At 67.8% G+C, this 22,129-nt stretch carries 20 protein-coding genes; 8 read left to right on the top strand and 12 right to left on the bottom strand.

Annotated features, from left to right (window positions below; translation table 11 throughout):
* Positions 1-5 precede the first annotated feature (5 nt).
* From JW876_03620 to JW876_03600, 5 genes are all read right to left on the bottom strand, one after another.
* Positions 6-1,043 carry a glycosyltransferase family 9 protein gene (locus tag JW876_03620; protein MBN1884601.1) on the bottom strand — a complete coding sequence of 346 codons (1,038 nt, stop codon included), beginning with the start codon at positions 1,041-1,043 and terminating at the stop codon, positions 6-8.
* Between the two features lie 37 nt (positions 1,044-1,080).
* A complete protein-coding gene (lon, locus tag JW876_03615; GenBank protein MBN1884600.1) occupies positions 1,081-3,378 on the bottom strand; it encodes an endopeptidase La in 2,298 nt (765 codons plus the stop codon).
* 113 nt (positions 3,379-3,491) lie between these two features.
* Positions 3,492-3,899: an Hsp20/alpha crystallin family protein gene (locus JW876_03610; protein MBN1884599.1), complete on the bottom strand. Its 408-nt coding sequence runs from the start codon at positions 3,897-3,899 to the stop codon at positions 3,492-3,494.
* A 192-nt stretch (positions 3,900-4,091) separates the two neighbouring features.
* Positions 4,092-4,541, bottom strand: coding sequence for a hypothetical protein (locus JW876_03605; protein ID MBN1884598.1), 450 nt, complete (start codon positions 4,539-4,541; stop codon positions 4,092-4,094).
* A gap of 183 nt (positions 4,542-4,724) precedes the next feature.
* Positions 4,725-6,236, bottom strand: a complete 1,512-nt coding sequence (locus JW876_03600) for a glycosyltransferase family 39 protein (protein MBN1884597.1) — start codon at positions 6,234-6,236, stop codon at positions 4,725-4,727.
* A gap of 59 nt (positions 6,237-6,295) precedes the next feature.
* On the opposite strand from JW876_03600, the gene JW876_03595 reads away from it, so the two are divergent.
* Complete coding sequence (locus JW876_03595) at positions 6,296-7,195, top strand: DUF72 domain-containing protein (protein ID MBN1884596.1); 900 nt, start codon at positions 6,296-6,298, stop codon at positions 7,193-7,195.
* A 2-nt stretch (positions 7,196-7,197) separates the two neighbouring features.
* Here JW876_03595 and JW876_03590 read toward each other — a convergent pair whose 3' ends face one another.
* The 3 genes from JW876_03590 to JW876_03580 are packed head-to-tail and all read right to left on the bottom strand — an operon-like array spanning position 7,198 to position 8,672.
* Positions 7,198-7,746: a hypothetical protein gene (locus tag JW876_03590; protein ID MBN1884595.1), complete on the bottom strand. Its 549-nt coding sequence runs from the start codon at positions 7,744-7,746 to the stop codon at positions 7,198-7,200.
* 58 nt (positions 7,747-7,804) lie between these two features.
* Complete coding sequence (locus JW876_03585; GenBank protein MBN1884594.1) at positions 7,805-8,188, bottom strand: hypothetical protein; 384 nt, start codon at positions 8,186-8,188, stop codon at positions 7,805-7,807.
* A 13-nt stretch (positions 8,189-8,201) separates the two neighbouring features.
* On the bottom strand, positions 8,202-8,672 hold the full coding sequence (locus JW876_03580; GenBank protein MBN1884593.1) for a hypothetical protein: 471 nt from the start codon (positions 8,670-8,672) through the stop codon (positions 8,202-8,204).
* Between the two features lie 255 nt (positions 8,673-8,927).
* On the opposite strand from JW876_03580, the gene JW876_03575 reads away from it, so the two are divergent.
* From JW876_03575 to amrB, 6 genes are read left to right on the top strand one after another with little or no spacing between them, the layout of a single operon-like run.
* A complete protein-coding gene (locus JW876_03575) occupies positions 8,928-9,863 on the top strand; it encodes an ATP-binding cassette domain-containing protein (GenBank protein MBN1884592.1) in 936 nt (311 codons plus the stop codon).
* A gap of 1 nt (position 9,864) precedes the next feature.
* Entirely contained in the window at positions 9,865-10,635 is a 771-nt protein-coding gene (locus tag JW876_03570) for an ABC transporter permease subunit (GenBank protein MBN1884591.1), read from the top strand.
* Between the two features lie 4 nt (positions 10,636-10,639).
* On the top strand, positions 10,640-12,184 hold the full coding sequence (locus tag JW876_03565) for a GldG family protein (GenBank protein MBN1884590.1): 1,545 nt from the start codon (positions 10,640-10,642) through the stop codon (positions 12,182-12,184).
* A gap of 13 nt (positions 12,185-12,197) precedes the next feature.
* A complete protein-coding gene (locus JW876_03560; GenBank protein MBN1884589.1) occupies positions 12,198-13,535 on the top strand; it encodes a DUF4340 domain-containing protein in 1,338 nt (445 codons plus the stop codon).
* Between the two features lie 58 nt (positions 13,536-13,593).
* Complete coding sequence (gene amrS / locus JW876_03555) at positions 13,594-14,721, top strand: AmmeMemoRadiSam system radical SAM enzyme (protein MBN1884588.1); 1,128 nt, start codon at positions 13,594-13,596, stop codon at positions 14,719-14,721.
* Positions 14,718-16,277, top strand: a complete 1,560-nt coding sequence (gene amrB / locus JW876_03550; protein ID MBN1884587.1) for an AmmeMemoRadiSam system protein B — start codon at positions 14,718-14,720, stop codon at positions 16,275-16,277. The genes amrS and amrB overlap by 4 nt, the downstream gene beginning before the upstream one ends.
* 6 nt (positions 16,278-16,283) lie before the next feature.
* Here amrB and JW876_03545 read toward each other — a convergent pair whose 3' ends face one another.
* The 3 genes from JW876_03545 to nadB form a co-directional block, all read right to left on the bottom strand.
* The gene (locus JW876_03545) at positions 16,284-18,377 is read right to left on the bottom strand and encodes a hypothetical protein (GenBank protein MBN1884586.1); all 2,094 of its coding nucleotides are present in this window, start codon (positions 18,375-18,377) and stop codon (positions 16,284-16,286) included.
* Between the two features lie 100 nt (positions 18,378-18,477).
* Positions 18,478-18,822 carry a hypothetical protein gene (locus JW876_03540; GenBank protein MBN1884585.1) on the bottom strand — a complete coding sequence of 115 codons (345 nt, stop codon included), beginning with the start codon at positions 18,820-18,822 and terminating at the stop codon, positions 18,478-18,480.
* 2 nt (positions 18,823-18,824) lie between these two features.
* Positions 18,825-20,393: an L-aspartate oxidase gene (gene nadB / locus JW876_03535; protein MBN1884584.1), complete on the bottom strand. Its 1,569-nt coding sequence runs from the start codon at positions 20,391-20,393 to the stop codon at positions 18,825-18,827.
* 230 nt (positions 20,394-20,623) lie between these two features.
* Here nadB and JW876_03530 point away from each other — a divergent pair, with 230 nt between their 5' ends.
* Positions 20,624-21,241, top strand: coding sequence for a hypothetical protein (locus tag JW876_03530; GenBank protein ID MBN1884583.1), 618 nt, complete (start codon positions 20,624-20,626; stop codon positions 21,239-21,241).
* A 101-nt stretch (positions 21,242-21,342) separates the two neighbouring features.
* Here JW876_03530 and lpxK read toward each other — a convergent pair.
* Positions 21,343-22,129, bottom strand: a 787-nt coding sequence (gene lpxK / locus JW876_03525) for a tetraacyldisaccharide 4'-kinase (GenBank protein ID MBN1884582.1), incomplete at its 5' end; no start/stop codon positions are given.

Raw genomic sequence — 22,129 nt, 5'->3', positions numbered from 1 at the left:
GACGCTCAGATCGAGACGGCCGCTCCCGAGGACAACACCTCTTCGACCATCGTGAAGAACCGGTTCAGCGAGAGCTTCTCGCCTCTCGTTCCCTTGAAGATGCGGACATTCGGGGCGTCGCCGGGAACCCAGCGCCCGCCGTCGAACCGGGTGAAGAGACCCACCGTCGGCACGCCGAGGGCGGCCGCGAAATGGAACAGGTCGGTATTGCCCGAGATGAACAGGTCGCACTGGGAGAGATAGGCGATCGTCTCGGCCGCGTCCGCCGGCACGAGATCGATCGTCTCCCCTTTCAGCTCGGCGGCGAACCGCTGCACCATCCTTGCGTCCCAGGGAAAGGTGAGGATGAGGAATTTCGCCTTCCTGCGTCCGGCGAGGTTGTTCGCGAGGTAGGCGACGATCTCGCTGATCACGCGATGGCGGCTCTTGCCGCGGCCGGGATCGAGTCCGACGGTGAGCGTGTCGCGCTCGGGCTTCCGGAAATGGATCAGTTGCTTCGCGTGCGCCCGGGCATGCTGCGTGATGGTCACCGGCGGCAGGTCGTCATTTCGGGGGATGCCGATCGACTCGAGGACGCGGCGGATCTTGTTGCCCTCGTAACCGTCCGGGGAGAGTCTGATCTCGCAGTTGACGAACGGCGACGCCGCCGGGCTGTCGAAGCCGATGCGGATGTCGGCGCCCGACGCGAAGGCGAGCATCGCCCGCTCGAGCGAGAAGCCCCTGCCGAGCAGGAGCGCCGTGCGGTAGTCTTGCTTCCGCAGTTTCCTGACGAGCGCGAGATAGTCCCCCCGGTAGAGCCTGAGCTGCCCGCTCTCCACGCTGATCAGGTTGTCGGCCTTCATCGTCTCCCTGACGATCGCCGCGTTCGCCGTCTCGGCGAGCACGGTGATCTTCACCGCGGGAAAGCGCCGCTTGAAGAAATTGACCAGGGGAGCGGCGAAGAGCAGGTCGGTGACGTCTCCCGAGCCGACGACGAGCAGCCGTCCCTCGGCGACGCCGGCGGGGAGCGCGAACGCCTTCCCGCGGTCCGCCTTCCTCATCATGAAGGAAAACATCCGGGGCACGACATGTCGCCCGGAATCACGATCGGTCATCAGCCCGTCTCCTCCTCCGTGGCCGCCGTCCGCATCCAGACCCCGTGAGCGCGGCCGCGATGCAGTCGTCGACCCGCTCGATGAACCGGAACCGCACATCGCGGGTGACCTCCCTCGGCACGTCCTCGACGTCGTTGCGGTTCGCCGCCGGAAGGATGACCTCCCTGATCCCCGCCCGGTGGGCCGCGATCACCTTGTCCCTGATCGCGCCGACGGGAAGAACCTTTCCCGTGAGGGTGATCTCCCCCGTCATCGCGACGTCGTCGCGGATCGCATCGTCGAGAGCGAGCGACGCGATCGCCGTCGCGATGGCGACGCCCGCGCTGGGCCCGTCCTTCGGAACGGCCCCGGCGGGGATATGCAGGTGGATATCGGTGTTCTCGAAGAAGCCGTCGTCCCTGAGGCAATGGCTGTAGTGCGCCCGGATGAAGCTCATCGCCGCCTCGGCCGATTCCTTCATCACGTCGCCGAGCTGCCCCGTCAGCTTCGTCGCGCCGTGGCCCTTCACGCCGAGGGCCTCGACGAAGAGGATCACTCCCCCCGTCGCCGTCTTCGCCATCCCCGTGGACACGCCGACCGTCGGTTGCTTGAGCTTTTCCTGTGCCACGTGGTCCGCCGATCCGATGTAGGACGTGAGGTTCCGCGGCGTGACCCGCCAGGAGCCCCGTTTTCCCTCGACGATCCTGCGGGCGACCTTCCGCGCGACCGACGCGATGCGCCGGTCGAGATTGCGGACGCCCGCCTCCCGCGTGTACCGCTCGACGAGCGCGGCGATCGCCCCGTCTGAGAAGGCGAGTTTCTTCACGGGCACGCCGTTCTCCTCGAGCTGCCTCGGCACGAGGAATCTCCTGGCGATCTGCACCTTCTCGCGCGTGATGTAGCCGGGAAGCTCGATGATCTCCATCCGGTCGAGGAGCGGTCCGGGGATCGTGTGCGTCACGTTCGCCGTCGTGATGAACATCGTCCGCGACAGGTCGAACGGCGTGTTGATGTAATTGTCCTCGAAGCTGTGGTTCTGCTCCGGGTCGAGCACCTCGAGAAGGGCCGAGGCGGGATCGCCGCGGAAATCGTGCCCGAGCTTGTCGATCTCGTCGAGCATGAAGACGGGGTTGTTGCTTCCCGCCGTCCGGATCCCCTGGATGATCCTGCCGGGAAGGGCGCCGATGTACGTGCGCCGGTGTCCGCGGATCTCCGCCTCGTCGCGGATCCCCCCGAGGGAGATCCGCACGAACCGCCTTCCCATCGCCCGGGCGATGGATCGCCCGAAGGACGTCTTGCCGACACCCGGCGGACCGACGAAGCAGAGTATCGAGCCGCGGAGACTCTTGCTGAGCGTCTTCACGGAGAGGAACTCGAGGATCCGCTCCTTCGGCACGGCGAGATCGTAGTGGTCGCGGTCGAGTATCCTCGCCGCCTTGCGGATGTCGATCGCGTCCTCCGTCGACACCTCCCACGGCAGATCGAGCAGCCAGCCGAGATAGGTGCGTGCGACGGTGTACTCGGCGGAGTTCGTCGACATCTTCCGGAGACGCCGCCATTCCTTGAGCGCCGCCTCGCGGGCCGTCGCCGGCATCGGCGTCTCGTCGATCTCCGTCTTCAGCTCGTCGAGCTCGACCGCCGCGTCCTCCTCGCCGAGCTCCTTCCTGATAGCCTTGATCTGCTGCCGGAGATAGTACTCGCGCTGTTCCTTGTCCATCTCCTGCCGGACGTTGTGCCTGATCTTCTCGCCGATGCGGGCGATCTCCAGTTCCCCGGAGATGAATTCGTAGACGTGCGCGATCCGTTCGCCGGGATCGTGGAGCTCGAGGATGTGCTGCTTCTCCTCGATACCGATCTCGAGGTTCGCCGCGAGCATGTCGGCGAGACGGCCCGGGTCCTTGATGCCCTGGACGAGCCCCTTGATCTCCTCCGGGTAGTTCTCCGACGCGTCGACGACCTCGAGAAACGCATTCGTCGCGTTCCTGGTGATCGCCTTCGTCCTGTCGGAGACTCGGTCGGGCTCATGGACGACGCGCACCCGCGCGCGCATGAAGGGCGTGTCGTCGGTCATCTCGACGATCTCCACGCGCGCGATCCCCTGGCCGAGTATCCGCACCTGGCCGTCCTGGAACCGCGCCATCTTCTGTATCAGCATGGCGCAGCCGGTGTGGTAGATGTCCCCCGGCCCCGGATGCTCGGTGTCGCGGTTGCGCTGGGTGAAGACGCCGACGATCTTCGATCCGGCCAGCGCCTCGTCGACGAGCCTGATCAGGTGCTCGTCGGTCAAGACGAGCGGAACGAGCATGTAGGGAAAGACGACGCCGTCGTTGATCGGGATGACGGGCACTTCGGCCGGTATCCGCGCGATCAGCTCGTTGTCGGGATGCGTCTCGGACACGCCTCGCCTTTCTTCACGCCCTATTCCACAGGGACGTTCCTCACCCGCTCGTTCGAATCGAGCTTCCGTATCCGTATCTCGAGCATCCCGTTCCGGTACCGCGCATTCGTCTTCGAGGGATCGACCGACACGGGCAAGGCGATCTCCCTGCGGAACCGCCCCATGCGGATCTCGAGCGTGTGGAAATGCAATTCGCCGGCCGGGCAGGCGTTCTCCCTGAACCCGTCGATCCGGAGGATCCGTCCGTCGACCTCGACGGAGATCCGTTCGGGATCCATCCCGGCGATCTCGAAGGAGAGGATCACCTCGTCCGCCGATTCGCAGATGTCGACGGCCGGTTCCCAGGCGAGATCCGCGGGGAGTTTCACGCGCCGCCGTCCCTCCCGGCCGGCTCCGAAACCGTCGATGAATTCCGGTCGTTTCTTCATGCTGCACCCGTCCGGCGCGTCCCGTCGGCGACATCGAGGGCGCCCGTGAAGTATCTTCATGGATTTTCGGTGTTTAGCATAGTGAAGGCGGGCGGGGAAGTCAAATGGAAATCATCCGAAGGCGGGGGCGCCCGACGGACTCCATCGATACACCCCTTCTCTCACGTTTCGTCTGGTTCGGGCGCCCCGCCGTTACCGGCGTTTCCTGTCCAGGTACAGCGTGTTGACGCGTTCCATCCCTTGCGCCTCGCCCCCCGAGACGATGCGCGTGTCTGCGAAGCGCTTCTGGTCGATCTCCCATTGCTCGAGGCACGAATCGTGGAAGAGCAGCGTATAGATGAGGATCGAACGCGTATCCTCCCCCTGTACGTAGTAGATCCAGTATTCCCTCGGCGTGCCCTCGGAGGCCATGTAGACGTTCGGCAGCCCCCAGGAGGCCATCACCTCGTCGAAGACCATTCCCCGCACGATCTCGCCGTTCCTGATGTGGCGGATGAACGCGCAGCCCGGATGGTCGACGAGGTACTGTTCCCTCGATGCCGGTTCGGTGAGATACTCGCGCTCGACGGTCGACATCCCCGCGCATCCGCAACCCGTGACGATCGACGCGAGAAGCACTGTCAGAATCGATGTCCGTAGCATGTCCCGCCTCCCGTTCCGGGACCCGCGCGGTCCTTTTTCCCGTCGGGCGAAAAAACACCACGACGACCCCGTCGTCGTGGCGCGGCGACATCACCTTCCCGATCGGGGCACGTTCCGGCCATGCGAGCCTCCCCGCGGTGAATTCGAGCTTCTGTAAGGAGTATATCCCGCTTCGGACGGCTGTCAACCGCCCCCGCGGGCCGTTTCCCGGTCGAACCTGAGGACCTCGACGCCGGGGAGACTGTCGCGGCGGGCGGAAACGCCCGCCCCCTCGAGGGCTTCGAGGAAGGCGTCTCCCGGATCGGTCTCCCACGTCCGCGTCCTGACGAGCCAGACCCTGCCCCCCGCGCTCAGCCGGTCGCGGACCTCGCCGGCGAGCTCGTCGGTGCCCGGATAGCCCGGGTAGAGGCCGCGCGAGTCGGCCGGTCCCTCGTAGTAGAAGTCGAAGACGTCCTTCACCCCCGGCAGCAGCACGAGGTCTCCCTCGCGGCCGGCATCCTCGACGATGCGGGCCGCTCCCCGGATATCATCCCGCCAGTATCGGGGCATGAGGAAATACTGCGCGTCCGAGACGAGCATGCAGGCGCAGACGAGCCCTGCCGCGACCGCCCCCGCCCGGCGCGGCGCGCCGTACGCGAGAAGGGCGACGAAGACCGGAAAGGCGCTGGTGAGATACCGGACGTTGAAGATCTTGACGTTGAGTACCGTGAGGAGGAGGATCGATGCGAAAGCGGCGCCGGCGATCGAGAGGAAGAGCGTCAGCGGCCCTCGCCTGGCACGGGCGATCCCGCTCGCGAGCAGCCCGCCGAAGAGGAAAACGACCGTCAGGATGGCCCACCGGTGTGCCGCGAAGACCGCACCCGCCCCCTCGATCCGGTGCAGATCGCGGAGTCCCGGCCCGAACGAATACCCCACGGAAAAGGCGTAGAGACTGTACGGGTACGCCCACGCGCTGAGCGTCAGCTCGCCCCGGTACCGCTCCTCGACAGGGATCGTCTGCACGTTCACCACGCTGATCGTCCTCAGGAACTGCGCCTCCCGGTAGATCCACGGCGAGATCCCGGCGAGAACGATCAGGCCGGCGAGGGCCGCCGCGCCGAGCGCCTGCCCGCGGAGGCGGCCGGTGACCGCGAGATGGACGAGAAGCCCGAGACAGAGGAATCCCGCCGAGAAATGGCAGAGGCAGGCCGCGAGGAGGCTCAACCCGAGAAGCGCGCCGCGGCGGATCGAGGGGGTCTCGACGAACCGGCGATAGACGATGAGGGCGAGAATCGACGCGAGGAGGAGAAAGGAATAGAAGCGGACCTCCTGGGCGTAGTAGAGGGCGAACGGGCTGACGGCGAGGAAGAGCGCCGCGTAGCGGGCGACGCGTCTGCCGCCGATCGGCAGCAGCCATGCGTGGACGAGGGGAACGGCGGCCGTGCCCGCCGCCGCGCTCGGCAGGCGAAGCCAGGCGGGAGCGGTGGAGACGGCGCTCCAGAAATGCATGAACAGGGAATAGAGCGGGCCGTGCACGTCCCAGAGGAGCTTGACGGCGAAGGAAACGCCCGGCGGCGTCGTCCAGGCGTGCACCGAGAGGAGCTCGTCCGTCCACATCGATTGCGCATCGAGGCGGAACAGGCGCAGCGCCGCCGCCGCGATCGTGATCGCGGCGAGCACGGCGCGATCTCGCCCGCTGTCTGCGCCCGTCGTCATGGCCCGGTTATATCGCAATCCCCGTTGATTTTCCAGTTCAAATCGCCCATGATCCCCTCATGGAGTCTCCCCCGATCGTCGACCGGATCTGGATCGGGACCGCCGGTTGGTCCTATCCCGACTGGATCGGTCCGATCTATCCCGCCTCCCGGACGATCGACCGTCTCCGCTTTCTCGCCCGCTACGTCGATTGCATCGAGCTCAACAGCTCCTTCTACCGCGTGCCGGGGAGGCAAATGGTCCGGCGGTGGGTCGAACGGATCGGCGATCTCCCCCGTTTCCTCTTCACGGTGAAGGCCTGGCGCGCCATCACCCACGAGCGAACGGCCGACGACGATGCCGTGCGCCGGTTCATCGACGCCTTCTCGCCCCTCGAGGAGGCGGGCCGGATCGGCGCCTGGCTCCTGCAGTTTCCCTGGTCATTCCGGAGAGACGCGGCCAACCTCCACCTCCTCGACCGTCTCGGAGCGCTCCTGTCCGGCCGCCCCGTCGCGGTCGAACTGCGCCATGGCTCGTGGAACAACCCCGAGACCGCCGGCTTTCTCGCCGACCGTGATCTCGCCTTCTGCAACATCGACCAGCCGGTCATCGGCGATTCGATGCCGCCGACCGCGCACGCGACGACCCCCCGGCTCGGCTACATCCGCCTGCACGGACGGAACCGCGCGCACTGGTTCGATCCCTCGTCGACACGGGACGAGCGGTACGACTACCTCTACGACGAGGGGGAACTGTCCGGGTGGCACGAACGCGCCGCCGCGGTCGCCCCGCGCGTCGACCGTCTCTTCATCGTCGCCAACAACCACTTCAGGGGCCAGGCGCTCGTCAACGCCGTCCAGCTGCGTGCGATGCTCGAACACCGCCGCCGGGAGGTGCCGCCCTCGCTGATCGCGCTCTACCCGCAGCTGCGCGGCGTCGCCACGGCGCCGAACCAGGGAAACCTGCTCGAGGAAATGTGAGATCAGCGCGCGAGCGCGAGAATCGCCGCGACGGCCGCGCCGAGGAGGACCAGGAAGAGGAAGAGATAGGGAGAGCGTCCCCGTCGGACCGCGGCGCGGCGCGGCGCGGCGCGTCCCGTCTCGGCCGGGTCGACGGGCGTCATGCAGAAATCGCAGAAGGCCTCACCGGTTCGGAGGGGGAAGCCGCAGACGCGGCAGACGGTGTCGGCCTTCTTTCCCGACGACCCTGCGCCCGGCACGGGCTCACGCGCCATCGCCTCGATCCTGCCCTTCCCTCCCGCTTCCTCGATCATGCCGAGAAGCCCCGCCGCGCGCGATCGGCCGCTCCCCTTCCACAGGGTGGCCGGCAGGCGGCGCATGAGATGCTTCATGCGCGAGACGGGTACGTGGGAGAGCAGGGCGAACTTGATGGCGAAGGCCTCGTTCGTCTCGATCCTGCTCGAGACGCCGTCGATGATCACCCGGTAGATGCGGCCGTCCTCCGTCCCGAGGACCTCGCTCGCCAGGTCGCTCATCGTGCGCGGTTTCGTTTCGTCGGTCTGCCTGAACATGAATACACTCCCGCCCGGCGGCATGCAGATTCCGTGCCACCGGGCGGAAATGCTTTGTTCAATCGATCGTCGGCGTCGCGCAGGCGGTTTCGGAGCGGTAGCCCTCGAGCCCGTTCGAGTCGACGGCCGAGACGACGTAACAGTACTCGACGTTCGGGACGAGTCCCTCGTCATGGTAGAGCGTCTCGGTCGTCGTGCCGACGAGCTCGATCATCCCGTAGTCCTCGTAGTAGTAGTAGACCCGGTACTCCCCGACGATCCCCGGATCGCCGTATCCCCACGTGACGAGCGTCTCGCCGGGAAGCCCGGAGGCGGCGACGTCGACGGGGACGGGCGGCGGCGTGAACTCGAACGAGGTCGGCAATCCCTCGTGATCGGTGCCGCACGAGAGGAAGGCGACCGTCAGGACGGCCGCCGCGATCATCGCACAGGTTCTCCGCATCGTATTCTCCATGCTAGAAGTGAATCGTCCTGGTGACGAGGAATCCGTCCCGGCGCGCCTCCAGGGCCAGCGGCGGCGGCGAGGCCTCTCCGCCGATCGCCATGTCGATGACGCCGATCGCCCAGACGCCGATCGCCGCGCCGAGGAAATAGTTCCGGTACCGGTGGAGATCCTCGGCCTCGTTCCACTTCTCGTTCATCATCTCGAAGGCGGCCTGCTTGTCGCCGATGTAGTCTGCGGCGTAGTAGGTCGCGCGCCAGTTGTCGTACTTGTCGACCTCGCGGTTGTACTGGATGTCGCTGATGACGAGTCCGAGAAGGGATACGATCTCGGCGCTGACGAGCGCCGTGCCCCGCCCGTACCGGCCGTCGCGCATCTGTCCCCAGCCGGGGAAGACGACGGAGTACCAGAGGTCCGTGTCCGCGGCTCGGGCGGGTGGCGCGAGCAGCAGCAGGATCGCGAGCGTCAGGATCGCCTTCTTCATCTTCATCCTTTCCGTCCGGTTGAACCGTTCCCAGGGCCGCCGATCCCGGGGGATCGCCGATGTCTTCTCCTGTTACGGCGGATCGCGGATTTTGTTACACCGCGCTCCGGCGACGGGGCCGATGATAGGGAAGGCGATCCCGGGCGAACAAGACATTTTTCCCGTCGGTGATTGACACCGCGCCTCGCCGTATCTTATCTTCTTGCATGGGTGGCAGATAGCATTCGACACATCGACACGCGGAGACGATGCGATTTGATCGAGGTCGAGAACCTCACCCGGTACTACGGCGCCAACGTTGGCGTACGCGATCTCTCCTTCACCGTGAAGCGCGGCGAGGTCCTCGGCTTCCTCGGCCCGAACGGCGCGGGGAAGACGACGACGATGCGGATGCTCACCTGCTTTCTCCCCCCCACGTCCGGAACGGCGAGGATCTGCGGCTTCGACATACTCGAGCAGTCGATGGAGGTCAGGCGACGGATCGGCTACCTCCCCGAGAAGACCCCCCTCTACCACGACATGCGGACGGCCGAGTATCTCGGATTCGCCGCCGGCCTCAAGGGCGTGCCCGCGCGCCGCGTCACGGCGGCGGTCGGCGACGCCGTGGAGAAATGCGGTCTCGCCGAGGTCGCCCACCGGACGATCGGACACCTCTCCAAGGGCTACCAGCAGCGGGTCGGCATCGCGCAGGCGATCATCGGCGACCCGGAGCTGCTCATCCTCGACGAGCCGACCATCGGTCTCGATCCCAAGCAGATCATCGACATCCGGCGCCTGGTGAAGCACATCGGCCAGGACCGCACCGTGATCCTCTCCAGCCACATCCTCCCCGAGGTCAACCAGGTCTGCGACCGCGTCATCATCGTCAACCGCGGCGAGCTCGTCGCCGTCGACAGCCCCGCCAACCTGCGGAACCGGCTCCGCCGTTCCTCGACCGTCCGGGTCCGTCTCGCCGATCCGGCCTCGACGGCCGCCGCCGCCGGGGAGATCAAACGGATGGAGGGCATCCTCGCGGTGGCGACATCGCCGGACGACACGAACGGCATCCGCGTCGAGACGGCCCCCGAGATCGATCTGCGCGGAGCGATCGCCTCCCGTCTCGTCCACGCAGGACTGCCCCTCGTCGAGATCTTCGGCGAGGAGCTCTCGCTCGAGGAGATCTTCCTGCGGCTCGTCACGGAGGAGGCCTGAGATGCGCCCCTTCGCCATCATCTTCCGGCGCGAGCTGAAGTACCTCTTCCGGTCGCTCACCGCGTGGGTGACGCTGTCGGTATTCCTCTTCCTCGCCGGCTACTTCTTCCACAACATCTTCAAGCGGTACAACTACCTCTCCTACCAGATGGCCAGGTCGGGGGATTTCGGCATGCCGCTGAACCTCACCGACGACGTCATGCGCCCGCTTCTCGGGGACCTCAGCCTCATCCTGCTCATCCTGCTTCCCCTCCTCACGATGCGCCTGCTCGCCGAGGAACGGAAGCAGGGGACGTTCGAGCTCCTGCTCACCTATCCGATCGGCGACCTGCCTGCAGTCGCCGGCAAATACGCCGCGGCGCTCGCGACCTGGGGGATCATGCTCGCGGGGACCGTCGCCTGCCCCGTGCTCCTCGCCGTCTACGCCGATCCGGAGCCCGGGCCGATCGTCACCGGCTACCTCGGCCTCTTTCTCATGGGAGGGACCTTCATCGCCATCGGCACGTTCTTCTCCTCCCTCACCGACAACCAGCTCGTCGCGGGGGTCTCCGCCTTCGGGGCGGGCCTCTTCTTCCTCGTCATCGGGTGGACGGTCCCCTTCGCCGGCCCGACCGCGGCGAAGGTGATCTCGCAGTTCTCCCTTCTCTATCATCTCGAGTCCTTCACCAAGGGCGTCATCGTCCTGCAGGACGTCACCTATTACCTCCTCATGTCGGCCTTCTTCCTCTTCCTCACGCTGAAATCGCTCGAATCGGCCAGATGGAGGAACTGAGCGCATGCGACGCATGACAGGAATATTCGGACCGCTTGGACTGGCGCTCATACTCGTCGGCTCGGTCACCTACGGGATACTGCACGGCAGCGGTTTCCTCTCCGTCCTCCCCCTCCTCCTCGGGTTCGCCTTCTCGGTCGCCGCCCTCTTCTTTCGCGATCGCACGGCCGGCGGCAGACGCCAGCGCCGCCTCGAGATGCACGCGTGGATGTCGATCGCCCTCTTCCTCGGCCTGCTCGTCTTCCTGCAGACGATCGCGACGCGCCACGACAGGCGTTTCGACACCACGGCGAACCGGCGCTTCTCCCTCGCGCCGCAGACGCGGGCGATCCTCGCCGGTTTGGAGAAGGACGTGGCCGTGAACCTCTTCTTCAAGGACACCTCCCCCGTGCGCCGCGTGCTCGAGGATCTCGTCCGCGAATACGCCGCCGCTTCCACCCGCCTGACCTGGCGATTCGTCGATCCCGACCGCGATCCCGTCGCCGCCCGCCGCTACGGCGTCGGCGACGTGGAGACCATCGTCGTCGAATCGGGCGAGCGGGACGCGCACATCACGGAGACGAGCGAGGAAGCCCTCACCAACGCGATCCTCAAGGTCGTCAGGCCGGGAAGGAAGACCGTCTGCTTCACGACGGGCCACGGCGAGAAGTCGATCGACGACGAGGCGCCGGACGGCTACAGCGAGCTCGGCCTGGCCCTCGCGGGCGAGGGGTACGACGCGAGGGAGCTCCTTCTCGCCACGGCGGATGGGGTGCCGGACAGTTGCGAGATGCTCGTCATCGCCGGCCCGTCCGTCGATCTCTTCCCGCGCGAGGAGGCCCTCGTCGACGGCTACCTCGACGGCGGCGGAAAGGTCCTCATGCTCCTCGAGCCGATGACCTCGATCCCGCGGCTGTGCCTCATCGCGTACCGGCACGGGATCGAGGTCCGCGACGACATGGTGATCGACCGGTTCGGGAAGCTGCTCGCCGGCAACTACCTGACCCCGGTGGTCAACACCTACGGCGACCATGCGATCACCCGCCCGATACGGGAGCTTTCCTTCTTTCCCCAGGCCCGGTCCGTCCTGCCGGCCGATCCGGCGCCGGAGGGCGTCGAGGCGATCGTCCTCTGCAAGACCGCTCAGGGCGCCTACTCGGAATCCGATCTCGATTCCCTCATGGCGGGACAGACGCGCTTCGACCCCGAACACGACGCGGCGGGCCCGGTGGCCATCGCCGCCGTCGCTTCCCGCGACGTCCCCCCCGGCGACGCGGCGGGCGCCCCGCTCCGGCGCCGCATGCGCCTCGTCGTCTTCGGTGACGCCGACTTCGCGATGAACGCGAACGTGAAGACCTCCGCGCACCGCGACCTGATCCTCAACACGATCGGCTGGCTCGCCGAGCAGGAGGATCTGATCTCGATCAGGCCCCGCGATCCGCTCCTCCAGCCGGTCGTCCTCTCCGACCGTGAAGGCCGGGTGGTCTTCTGGATACCCGTCGTCGCCGTTCCCCTCGCCGTCGCCGGCATGGCTGCATTCGTCTCGATCCGGCGGCGCCGCTCCGCGTGAGAAAGGACCGGTTGTGCGCGCGCGAACGACATGGATCCTCCTCGTACTGCTCATCCTGGTCGCCGCATGGTTCTTCGCCGTCGAGGAGCCGCGGCGGCGCGCGACGGAGCGTTCGGGCCGCTCCGGAACCATCTTCCCCTACGGCCCCGAGGAGGTCGACCGCTTCTCGCTCCGCCCGCCCGGGGGCGAGCTGATCGTCATGGAACGGTCCGGTGAGGAGTGGATCATCACGAGCCCGGTCGTCACCCCCGGCCAGCGGTCGATGATCGACCTCGTCCTCGACCAGGTCGTCCCCGGACGGAAACTCGAGGAATTCGACGGGGTGTATGATTTCGCCCCGTACGGTCTCGACGATCCCTTTGCCACGGTGATCCTCTTCAACGATCGTCGCGGCCGCGTCGACACGGTGCGCGTCGGCGACACGACGCCGACCGGCCCCCGCGCCTACGTCCGCGTCAACGACGAGCACGCCGTCCTCATCACGCGCGACCTGATGCACAACGCGATGCGCAAGAACCTCTTCCACCTGCGCGACAAGAACCTGTTCCACGTCATCCCCGGCGACATCTCCGCGATCACCGTCAACGACGGCAACCGCCGTCTCTCCTTCGCCCGCGAGGCCGGGGGATGGTGGCGCACCGGCCCGCGCTACCGCGTGGAGTCCTCCTGGATGGACGCGTACGCGAAGAGGCTCTCCGAGACGATCATCCGCTCCTTCGACGCGGAGACGACGGATTCCCTCGATCGGTTCGGCCTCCGCGCCCCCGGCCGCCGCCTGTTCATCGACGGCCCGTCGGGGATCGTCTCGATCTCGATCGGACGGGTCGACGAGGAGACGGTGCACGTGCTCCGCGACGGTCTCGACAAGGTCGTCTCGATCAGGACGTCGGACATCCTCCCGATCTTCGAGGTCGACCCGGAAGGGTTGCGCTCCCGCCGGCTCGCCTTCTTCGATCCGAACGCGGCGCATCTCGTCCGGTGGACGAGCCCCGACACGACCGTCGCGCTGCGCGGCGGCGACGGCGCGTGGGTCGCGCCCGAAGCGGGCGACGCGGCGGTCCGGGGCCAGGCCGTTTTCTCGCTTCTCGACGACCTGCGGCGGACGCGGTTCGACGGGTTTCTCGACGACACCTTCGAGTCGGGCGCATCCTTTCTCGATCCGCTCGCCGTCGAGATCGTCATAGAGGACGCGGACGGACGCCTGCTCGACCGCATCCGCATCGCCACGCCCCTCGCCGACCACGAGATCGGCGGATCGCTCTCCTCGGACGCACTCGGGCGTCTCCCCGTGCATACCGCCGCCCGCCTGCGCCGCCGGTTCGAATCGATCGGCGCCGGTCTCATGCCCTGAGCGCGGTTGCGCGCCCCGCCTCCCGCGGTTATCATTATCCATGAGGTCGCGAGCGATCATGAAGAACACCAGACACGGCAGACGAACCGTCGGCGATCCGATGACGAGGCGGTGTTTTCTCGCCGGATCGACCGCCGCTCTCCTGGCCGCAGGCATCCCCTCGCCGGCGGCGGCCGACGCCGTCGAGGCCCGCTGGTGGAAACCGGCCGGGAACGGTCGCGTGCGATGCTTGCTCTGTCCCCGCGCCTGCGTGATCCCGCCGGGAGACAGCGGCTGGTGCGGTGCGCGCGGGAACGAGGCCGGCCGGCTCGTGACGCTCGTCTGGGGCCGGCCCTGCGCGATGCATCTCGACCCGATCGAGAAGAAACCCTTCTTCCATTTCCTTCCCGGGACCTCCGCCTTCTCACTCTCGACGGTCGGCTGCAACCTCGCCTGCGACTTCTGCCAGAACTGGCAGATATCCCGCTCGCGTCCCGGCGAGGTCGACACGCAGGACATGCCGCCCGACCGTATCGTCGATGCGGCCTCCCGGGTCGGTGCGGCATCGATCGCATTCACCTACGGGGAACCGGTCGTCTACTGGGAATACGCCGCCGACATCGCCTCGCTCGCCAGGGAACGCGGGCTCCGGTCCGTCGTGGTCACCGGGGCGTACATCGAGACGGAGCCGCTCCGCGAGCTCTGCTCGCTCGTGGACGCGGTCAAGATCGACCTGAAGGCCTTCGACGACGACTACTACCGCCGCATCTGCTCCGGACGGCTCTCGCCGGTCCTCTCCGCCATCGAAACGGTCAGCGAGACCGGAACGTGGCTCGAGATCGTCTATCTCGTCGTGCCCACGCTGAACGACGATCCGGCCCGGATCGGCGAGATGGCCGCGTGGCTGGCCGGCCACGCCGGCCCCGACGTTCCGCTGCACTTCTCGCGCTTCTTCCCCCACTACCGTCTCAGCGACCTTCCACCGACCCCCGTCGAGACGCTCGAGCGCGCACGGGACGCCGCGATGGAGGCGGGAATGCGCTACGTCTACATCGGCAACGTCCCCCACGGCGAGGCGGAGAACACCTGTTGCCCCGCCTGCGGGAAGACGGTAGTATCGAGAAGCGGGTACCGCGTGGTCGCGACGGCCATCCGGGAAGGCAGGTGCGCCGCGTGCGGCGCGGCGGTGCCGGGAGTCTGGGAATGAGAGGATGCATCGTCGGAGCGGCGGTCTTCGCGGCGGCGGCAATCGCCGTCTCCGCGAACGCCGCGAAAGGAGAAGAGGGGACGATGGAACGCACCGTGCGCCCGCCGGTCGTCGCGGGCCAATTCTACCCCGGGGACCCCGTGCGACTGAGGCGGGACATCGAGGGGTATCTCGACGCCGTTGGCGCCGCCGATGTCGGCGGGCGCGTCGTCGCCCTCGTCTCCCCGCACGCCGGCTACCAGTATTCGGGCGCTGTCGCGGCGCACGGCTACCGACTCATCCGCGGGCGCTCCTACGAGACGGTCGTCGTCATCTCCCCCTGCCACGTCGAATACTTCGATTTCTCGTCCGTCTTCCCCGGCGCGGCCTACGAGACGCCGCTCGGCGCGATCCCGGTGAACAGGGAGATCGTCGAGCTGCTCGCCGGAACGGGCGGTCGCGTCCGCGCGGCGATGGAAGGGCATCGCGTCGTCGCCGGCGGCCGCGGCGAGCACTCCCTCGAGGTGCAGCTCCCCTTCCTCCAGGTGGCGCTCGGCCAGTTCGACCTCGTGGCGATCGTCATGGGCGACCAGAGCGCATCGAACGTCCGCATCCTCGGCGAGGCCCTCGGCGAGGCCCTCGCCGGTCGGAACGCGCTGATCGTGGCGAGCACGGACCTCTCCCATTTCCACGCCGGACGGGAGGCCGGCAGGCTCGACGGCGTCTTCCTCGACGGCCTCCGCGGCTTCTCGGTTGAACAGCTCCTCTCCTCGCTCTCCTCCGGCGGCACGGAAGCGTGCGGCGGCGGACCGACTGCGGCGGCGATGATCGCCGCCGGCCGACTCGGCGCATCGCGGTGCGACGTCCTCGCCTACGCGACGTCGGGGGACGTGACGGGAGACCACTCGAGCGTCGTCGGGTACGTTTCCGCAGCGATGATCGCAGCCGGATCAACCGGCGACGAGGAACCGCAAGGAACGAAGCGCTCTTCTTCGCGGGGCGCCCCCGGGGACGACGCGGGTCTCGACGACGGCACCCGCCGGTTCCTTCTTCGCCTCGCCCGGCGAACGATCGCACGTGCGCTCGGCGACGACGCGCCCCTCCCCGAACGGCCCGCCTCGAACGTCCTCGGCGAGAAGCGAGGCGGCTTCGTCACGCTGAAGAAGGGCGGCCGGCTTCGCGGCTGCATCGGGTACATCGAGGCGGTCAAACCCCTCGCCGACACGATCAGCGAGATGGCCGTCGCCGCCGCCTTCGACGACTACCGCTTCCCTCCCGTGACGGCTGACGAGATCGACGGTATCGAGATCGAGATCTCCGTCTTGAGCCCCGTCGTCAGGATCGCCGACCCCGGTCGCGTCGAGGTCGGCAGGCACGGGATCATCATCACCCGCGGCTCCCATCGAGGCCTCCTCCTGCCGCAGGTCGCCGTCGAGTGGAACTGGGACCGCGAACGCTTCCTCGACCAGACCTGCGTGAAGGCCGGCCTCGAACCGGGAGCGTGGCGAAAAGAGGGAACCGTCATCGAGGTCTTCTCGGCCGATGTCTTCTCCGAACGCGGGCTCGGCCTGCGCTGAACCCCCTCACCACCGACCGGCCACGATGACGGCTGCCGCCGCGTGGATGCCGGCGACGAGAAGGATCGTGCCTTCGAATCCCGACACGGGCACGAGCACGATCCCCCCGGCCAGCGCGCCGATGCAGGCGCCGAAGAGATCCAGCGAATAGAAGAGGGCCGGCGGCGTGGCGCCGCCGGGATACGCTTCCGCGACGACCGCCGGGTAATAGGCGCCGGTGAGCATGCCGAGCGCCGCGGCGAGAATGAAGGGAGCGGGTCCCGCGCCCCCCGCCGGCGACGGCGAGACGACCCACCACGCGAGTGCCGCGGCGTGGAGCAGGAAGAGCGCGTGCAGCAGTCTCAGGTACCCCCGGCCCGAGAAGCCGCCGCGAATGGAGATGATCGCGCCGGCGGCCGCGCCCGCCATGAAGAGCGCGGTGAGAAGAACGAATCCGTGGTACAGGAGCCCCGACCTCGACTGGAAAGCGAGCAGGACGACGATCTGCGCGAGGAACCCGGCGAGGCCGACGCCCCAGATCGCCGCACCGGCGGCACGGCCCCGGCGCAGGGAGGCGATGAAGACGACAAAAACGACCAGGCCGAGTGCCGCGGGCGGCAGCCGGGGATCGATCCCGGCGAGATCGCCGATGGCCGCGACGGCGGTCGAACCGATCCGCCGACCCTCGAGCGCGAGCTCCTGGAGGGGCAGGACGGGCCGCGCGTCCGTGTTGAGCGCCCCTCCACGCCCGCCGTCGACCGACGTCCTGAACCATGCGAGCCGCTCGGGCGAGAAGCGGTAGGGCAGATCGCCCCGCGTGAGGAACTCCGCCTCGACGCCCCGGCTTTCGAGCCGCGCGAGTATCGTGTCGGCTTTGACGAAATCCGCCGGCGCGACGATCCAGGCTCCCGGCAAAAAAAGCGTCCCGCCGAGCGCCGAACAAATCGTGCGATCGAGCGTTCCGAGGACCCGCGCCTCGGCGGCCGAGACGAAATTCTCCGCGGCCGGATGCCGGCAGCAGACGATCCCCCCGGGACAGAGCGCCTGGCCGGCCGCGGCGAAGAATTCCGCGGTGAAGCATCGGTTCGCCAGGAGGGTGAGCGGCGGCGGCAGGCCGAGGATGACGACGTCGTAGCGCCCCGGCGTTCGCGCGAGATGCGCCCTGGCATCGCCGACGACGAACCGGACCGCCGGTCGCGTCTCCGGCGCGGGCTCCCCCGCCTCGAGGGCCGCGTCGAGGAGCTTTCCGTCGAGCTCGACGCAATCGATCTCCCGCACCGACGGATGCATCGCGGCGGCCTCGATGCCGCCGCCGAGCGCGCCGCCGACGATCAGCACCCGACGCGGCGACGGATGGAGCAAAAGCGGCAGGTGGACCGCCTCCGCCGTCCGCTCCGGTTCCGGAACGGAGAAGAGCCGCCCGCCGCCGGAAAAGAAGGTGCGCATCCCCCCCCGTGACACGACGGCGATCTCGCCGTAGCGCGAGGAGCCGAACCGTTCGACCCTGTAGCCCCGGAAGAGGCGTTCCGCGGTCGCCCGGTCGAGCCCCGGCGCCGAGGCGACGAGGAGAAGGCCGGCGATGAACGCGACGACGATGCCCGCGGGGCGGCGCCCCCCGCCCCCCGCGGAGGGGATGACGGCCGCCATGACGAGGACGGCCGCGGCGACGGCCCCCGCGAGCTGCGACAGGACCGGCACGACAAGGAAGGCGAACAGCGTCGCGCCGACGAGCGCGCCGAGCGCCTCGAGCACGTATGCGCGCGATATCCCTCCGGCGACGCGCCGTCCGCCGGCGAGCACGAGACTCGCTGCGTTGTAGAAGGAACCGTAGAGAAGACAGAACGGGGCGGGCAGGAGCAGGCATGCGGCGATCGCCAACCCGAAGGGCGGCAACGCTCCCGGCGTTTCGACGAGCGCGGCGCGGGCCAGGCGGATCGCGAGCACCGTCGACGGGATCAGCAGCCCCGCCGCGAGCGCGAGGAGACCGAAGCCGCTGTCCGGAATGAGGCCGCGCCGCGCGAGGATCCGCCCGCCGAGGATGCCGCCCGCGCCCGTCCATGCGAGCCAGCCCGCGAGCAGGAAGGCGACGACGAGTTCGGAGCCCGTGAAGAGGGGCATCATCTCGCGGAGAAAGATCGCCTGCGCGATCGTCGCCCCGAGTCCGAGGACGACGACGGTCTCCGTGTGGATCTGCCGTGTCGACGTCGGGATCGCGGATCCCTCATCTCTCGAAATAGTCCGTTTCGAAGGCCTGCCCGAATTCGTAGACGTCTCCGAAGTCCTCGATGCTGTCCCCCTCGTTCTCGCCGAGGAGACCGGCGTCGATCAGATCGTAGACGACCCGCCCGAAGTCACGCGTTTCGGTGACCCCCCAGTGCTCGAAGACGCTCTTCGCCATCGGTCCGAACCGTTCGACGGCGACGTCCCGTATCGTGTCGAGCAGCTCGTTTCCGGTCACCGTTCCCCGCCGTTCGCCGATCGCGCGCTCGGCCGCCTCCATCACGAATGCGTAGGCCGCCGCATCGTACCGCCGCGTCGTCGCCTGATCGCCTTTCGCGCAGTCCATCGTCAACCCTTCCGTATCACCGTGTCCCGGCGGAAGGCGGGATCGCTCCGCGGGTAGTCGACGGTGTAGTGCAGGCCGCGCGACTCCTTCCGCGACCGGGCCGACTCGACGACCAGTCCGCTCACGAGCACGATGTTGCGGAGCTCGACGAGATCGGAGATCGCGCCGTGCCGCGCGAAGAGGCTCTTGACCGTCTCCTGGACGAGACCGAGACGCGCCGCCGCCATGCCGAGCCGCTCGTCGGACCGGACGATCCCCACGTAGTCCCACATGATGCGTCTCGCCAGATCCCAGTCGTGATCGACGATGACCGTGTCGAGCGTTTCGGGGTCGCCCTTCGCCGGCCCGTCGGGGATCCTGCCCGTCCATGCCGGCAAACCGGGCTCCCCGGCGATCCGCCCGGCGCATCGGGCCGCCATGACGATCGCCTCGAGGATCGAATTGCTCGCGAGGCGGTTCGCCCCGTGGACTCCCGAGCACGCCACCTCCCCGATCGCGGACAGCCCGGGCAGATCGGTTTTTCCGTTTATGTCCACGCGAACGCCGCCGCACATGTAGTGCGCCGCAGGCACGACGGGGATCGGGTCGCTGCCGATATCGATGCCGAACTGCAGGCAGGTCGCGTAGATGTAGGGAAACCGCCGCTTGATCCACTCGGACGGCCGGTGCGAGATGTCGAGGAGGACGAACTTGTCGCCGCTGCTCTTCATCTCCTGGTCGATCGCCCTGGCGACGACGTCGCGCGGCGCGAGCTCGGCGCGCGGATCGTAGTCACGCATGAACTCGCGTCCCTCCTGCGTCCTGAGGACGGCTCCCTCGCCGCGCATCGCCTCGGAGATGAGCTGCGACTTCGCATCGGGGTGATAGAGGCACGTCGGGTGGAACTGTACGAACTCGAGGTTGGCGATCGATGCGCCCGCCTCGTAGGCCATCGCGATCCCGTCACCGGTGGCGATATCGGGATTCGACGTGTAGAGGTAGATCTTCCCCGCCCCGCCCGTCGCGAGAACGGTATGCCGGGCGAGAAAGGTCTTCATGCGCCCGCTCGTCCGGTCGAGCGCCCGGACGCCCCGCACGGCGCCGTCGGCGAGAACGAGATCGATGGCGAGGATGTTCTCGACGATCTCGATCCGCTCGTGCTCGAGAACGGACCTGACCAGCTTGTCCTCGATCTCCCGCCCCGTGACGTCGTCGAAATGGACGATGCGCGGGGCGGAATGCCCCCCCTCGCTCCCGAGCAGCAGCGCGCCGCTCGCCTCGTCGCGGTTGAAACGGACGCCGATCCCGAGCAACTCCCGTATCCGGGCCGGCCCTTCCCTGACCATGACCTCGACCGCGTCCTCGTGGCAGAGCCCCCTGCCGGCGGCGATGGTGTCGCCGATGTGCAGCTCGAAGGAATCGGCCTCGCCGATGACGGTGGCGACTCCGCCCTGCGCGAAGTTGGTGTTGCTGAGCGGCGCTTCCTTCTTGGTGATGACGAGGACGTCGGCCGAATCCGCCGCCTTGAGCGCGAAAAGAAGCCCGGCGGCGCCGCTGCCGATCACGAGGATGTCAGTCCGTACGGTCTCCATGGGGTCTCCTCCCGTCGTCCGGATAATAGGAAAATACGATTCCCCGCCGCAACAGAAAGTCGCGCATCGTGCAATATGCGTCCAATCCGGGCGCCTCCGGTTCCGGGGCCAGCCGTATACTCTTGCAGTATAGCCGGTTGCAAACACCGCGACTCCGTCCCGCTTGGCACAATCATTGCGTATCCCCCCGTGAACGCGTATACAGCCGACACGTATGAGGAGGTCACCCGATGTCAGGCAGAAAGTTCACGTTCATCGCGCTGATGCTGACCCTCGTGGCGGGGGCCGCGATCATCGGTTGCGACGAAGACAGCAATTACGATCAGCGAACCGTTCTCTACGTCTCCAATTTCAACGAGGGCAAGCCGTTCCTGAGCGATGTCCTCAACCAGGGCGATTCCCTCTACTACGACGACGAGGTCACGTACAAGATCTCCGACGACTACGTCGAGGAGGACTGGCTCAAGGTCGAGTTCCACAACAAGCCCTACAACGGGATCATCGATCCCGCCTCGGGCGCGCTGGGCGATTTTCTCCTCACGGGCTACGATGTGAGCTTCATCCCGATGGGCGGCGCCGCGGTGCCGGTGCAGAACTTCTCGGGGACGATGAGCACGCTCGTGCCGGCCGATGCCTACGTCGAGGCCTACATCCTGCTGGTGCCCTTCGCGGCGAAGCTCGTGACGCCCCTCTTCGACATCCATTACTCGAACAGCGAGATCCTGGCCAACGCGTACATCACCTTCCACGGCCACGAGGTGCAGACCGAGCGGGACATCGATTTCAGCGCAAGCATCGTGGTGGGCTTCGCCGACGTCCTCAACGAGGACCGGCCCGACGACGACTGATCGCACGACCCCTCATCGGATCGACACGACGACGGCCCGCCTTCCGAGGCGGGCCGTTTCCGTCTGCCTCCGCGAGCCGCGGGTCGCCACCGGCTCGCCGGTCACCTCTCCGGCGAAACCCAGACCGGCAACCGTTCGATCCCCTCCGTCCCGGTCTCTATCTCGATCGCGAACAGGTCCCGTCCCCGCGGAACGAGCCCCGCCACCTTCGCCCAGTCCTTCTCGGTCGTGACGAGCGCCGTTTCCCCGCCGGCCGTCTCGACGAGCAGCCGGATGTCCGCGTCAGTGTACCGGTGATGATCCTCGAAACGGACGCTCGCGACCGCCTCGCCGCAGAGGGGCGCGGCGAGCGATTCGAACGAGGCGGGACGCGCGATCCCCGAGAAGAGGAGGACGCGCCTGTTTGCGAGGGCGTCGAGCGGCAGGATCCGGCCGCCCGGCGCAAGGAGGCGCGTCGGGACGTGCCTGGAGAAGAGCACCGGCTTTCCCCGCGTCCACCGTTCGGCCTCGCCGGGGATTGTTCGTCCCGCCGCCCGCGTGAAGACGATCGCGTCGGCGCGCGCCGCCGCGCCCGCCGGCTCCCTGAGCGTGCCCAGCGGCATGAGCTGCCCGTTCCCGAAGGGGCGCTCGTGATCGAGAAGCAGGATATCGAGGTCCCGCCAGACGGCGCGGTGCTGGAAGGCGTCGTCGAGGATGACGTGTGTCGGATCGAAGAGGGACGTTGCCGCGCTGACGCCGCGCGACCGGTCGGGATCGATGACCACGGGGATCCCCCGGGACGCGTAGAGACACGCCTCGTCCCCCGCGACGTCCGGATCGGGGTCGCCGGGCGGGGCGATCTCGACGCCCGCCGCCGCGGCGTCGGCGACCGGCGCGCCCGCCGGCAAG

Source organism: Candidatus Krumholzibacteriota bacterium, assembly GCA_016931295.1.
Lineage (GTDB): Bacteria > Krumholzibacteriota > Krumholzibacteriia > Krumholzibacteriales > Krumholzibacteriaceae > JAFGEZ01.
This window is presented reverse-complemented; position numbering and strand designations above follow the sequence as displayed.

Bases quoted from the DNA above. Each gene is read 5' to 3' on its own strand.
- JW876_03620 (MBN1884601.1), bottom strand. From the start codon at position 1,043: ATGATGAGGAAGGCGGACCGCGGGAAGGCGTTCGCGCTCCCCGCCGGC.
- lon (MBN1884600.1), bottom strand. From the start codon at position 3,378: ATGCTCGTTCCGCTCGTCTTGACCGACGAGCACCTGATCAGGCTCGTC.
- JW876_03610 (MBN1884599.1), bottom strand. From the start codon at position 3,899: ATGAAGAAACGACCGGAATTCATCGACGGTTTCGGAGCCGGCCGGGAG.
- JW876_03605 (MBN1884598.1), bottom strand. From the start codon at position 4,541: ATGCTACGGACATCGATTCTGACAGTGCTTCTCGCGTCGATCGTCACG.
- JW876_03600 (MBN1884597.1), bottom strand. From the start codon at position 6,236: ATGACGACGGGCGCAGACAGCGGGCGAGATCGCGCCGTGCTCGCCGCG.
- JW876_03595 (MBN1884596.1), top strand. From the start codon at position 6,296: ATGGAGTCTCCCCCGATCGTCGACCGGATCTGGATCGGGACCGCCGGT.
- JW876_03590 (MBN1884595.1), bottom strand. From the start codon at position 7,746: ATGTTCAGGCAGACCGACGAAACGAAACCGCGCACGATGAGCGACCTG.
- JW876_03585 (MBN1884594.1), bottom strand. From the start codon at position 8,188: ATGCGGAGAACCTGTGCGATGATCGCGGCGGCCGTCCTGACGGTCGCC.
- JW876_03580 (MBN1884593.1), bottom strand. From the start codon at position 8,672: ATGAAGAAGGCGATCCTGACGCTCGCGATCCTGCTGCTGCTCGCGCCA.
- JW876_03570 (MBN1884591.1), top strand. From the start codon at position 9,865: ATGCGCCCCTTCGCCATCATCTTCCGGCGCGAGCTGAAGTACCTCTTC.
- JW876_03565 (MBN1884590.1), top strand. From the start codon at position 10,640: ATGCGACGCATGACAGGAATATTCGGACCGCTTGGACTGGCGCTCATA.
- amrS (MBN1884588.1), top strand. From the start codon at position 13,594: ATGAAGAACACCAGACACGGCAGACGAACCGTCGGCGATCCGATGACG.
- amrB (MBN1884587.1), top strand. From the start codon at position 14,718: ATGAGAGGATGCATCGTCGGAGCGGCGGTCTTCGCGGCGGCGGCAATC.
- JW876_03545 (MBN1884586.1), bottom strand. From the start codon at position 18,377: ATGATGCCCCTCTTCACGGGCTCCGAACTCGTCGTCGCCTTCCTGCTC.
- JW876_03540 (MBN1884585.1), bottom strand. From the start codon at position 18,822: ATGGACTGCGCGAAAGGCGATCAGGCGACGACGCGGCGGTACGATGCG.
- nadB (MBN1884584.1), bottom strand. From the start codon at position 20,393: ATGGAGACCGTACGGACTGACATCCTCGTGATCGGCAGCGGCGCCGCC.
- JW876_03530 (MBN1884583.1), top strand. From the start codon at position 20,624: ATGTCAGGCAGAAAGTTCACGTTCATCGCGCTGATGCTGACCCTCGTG.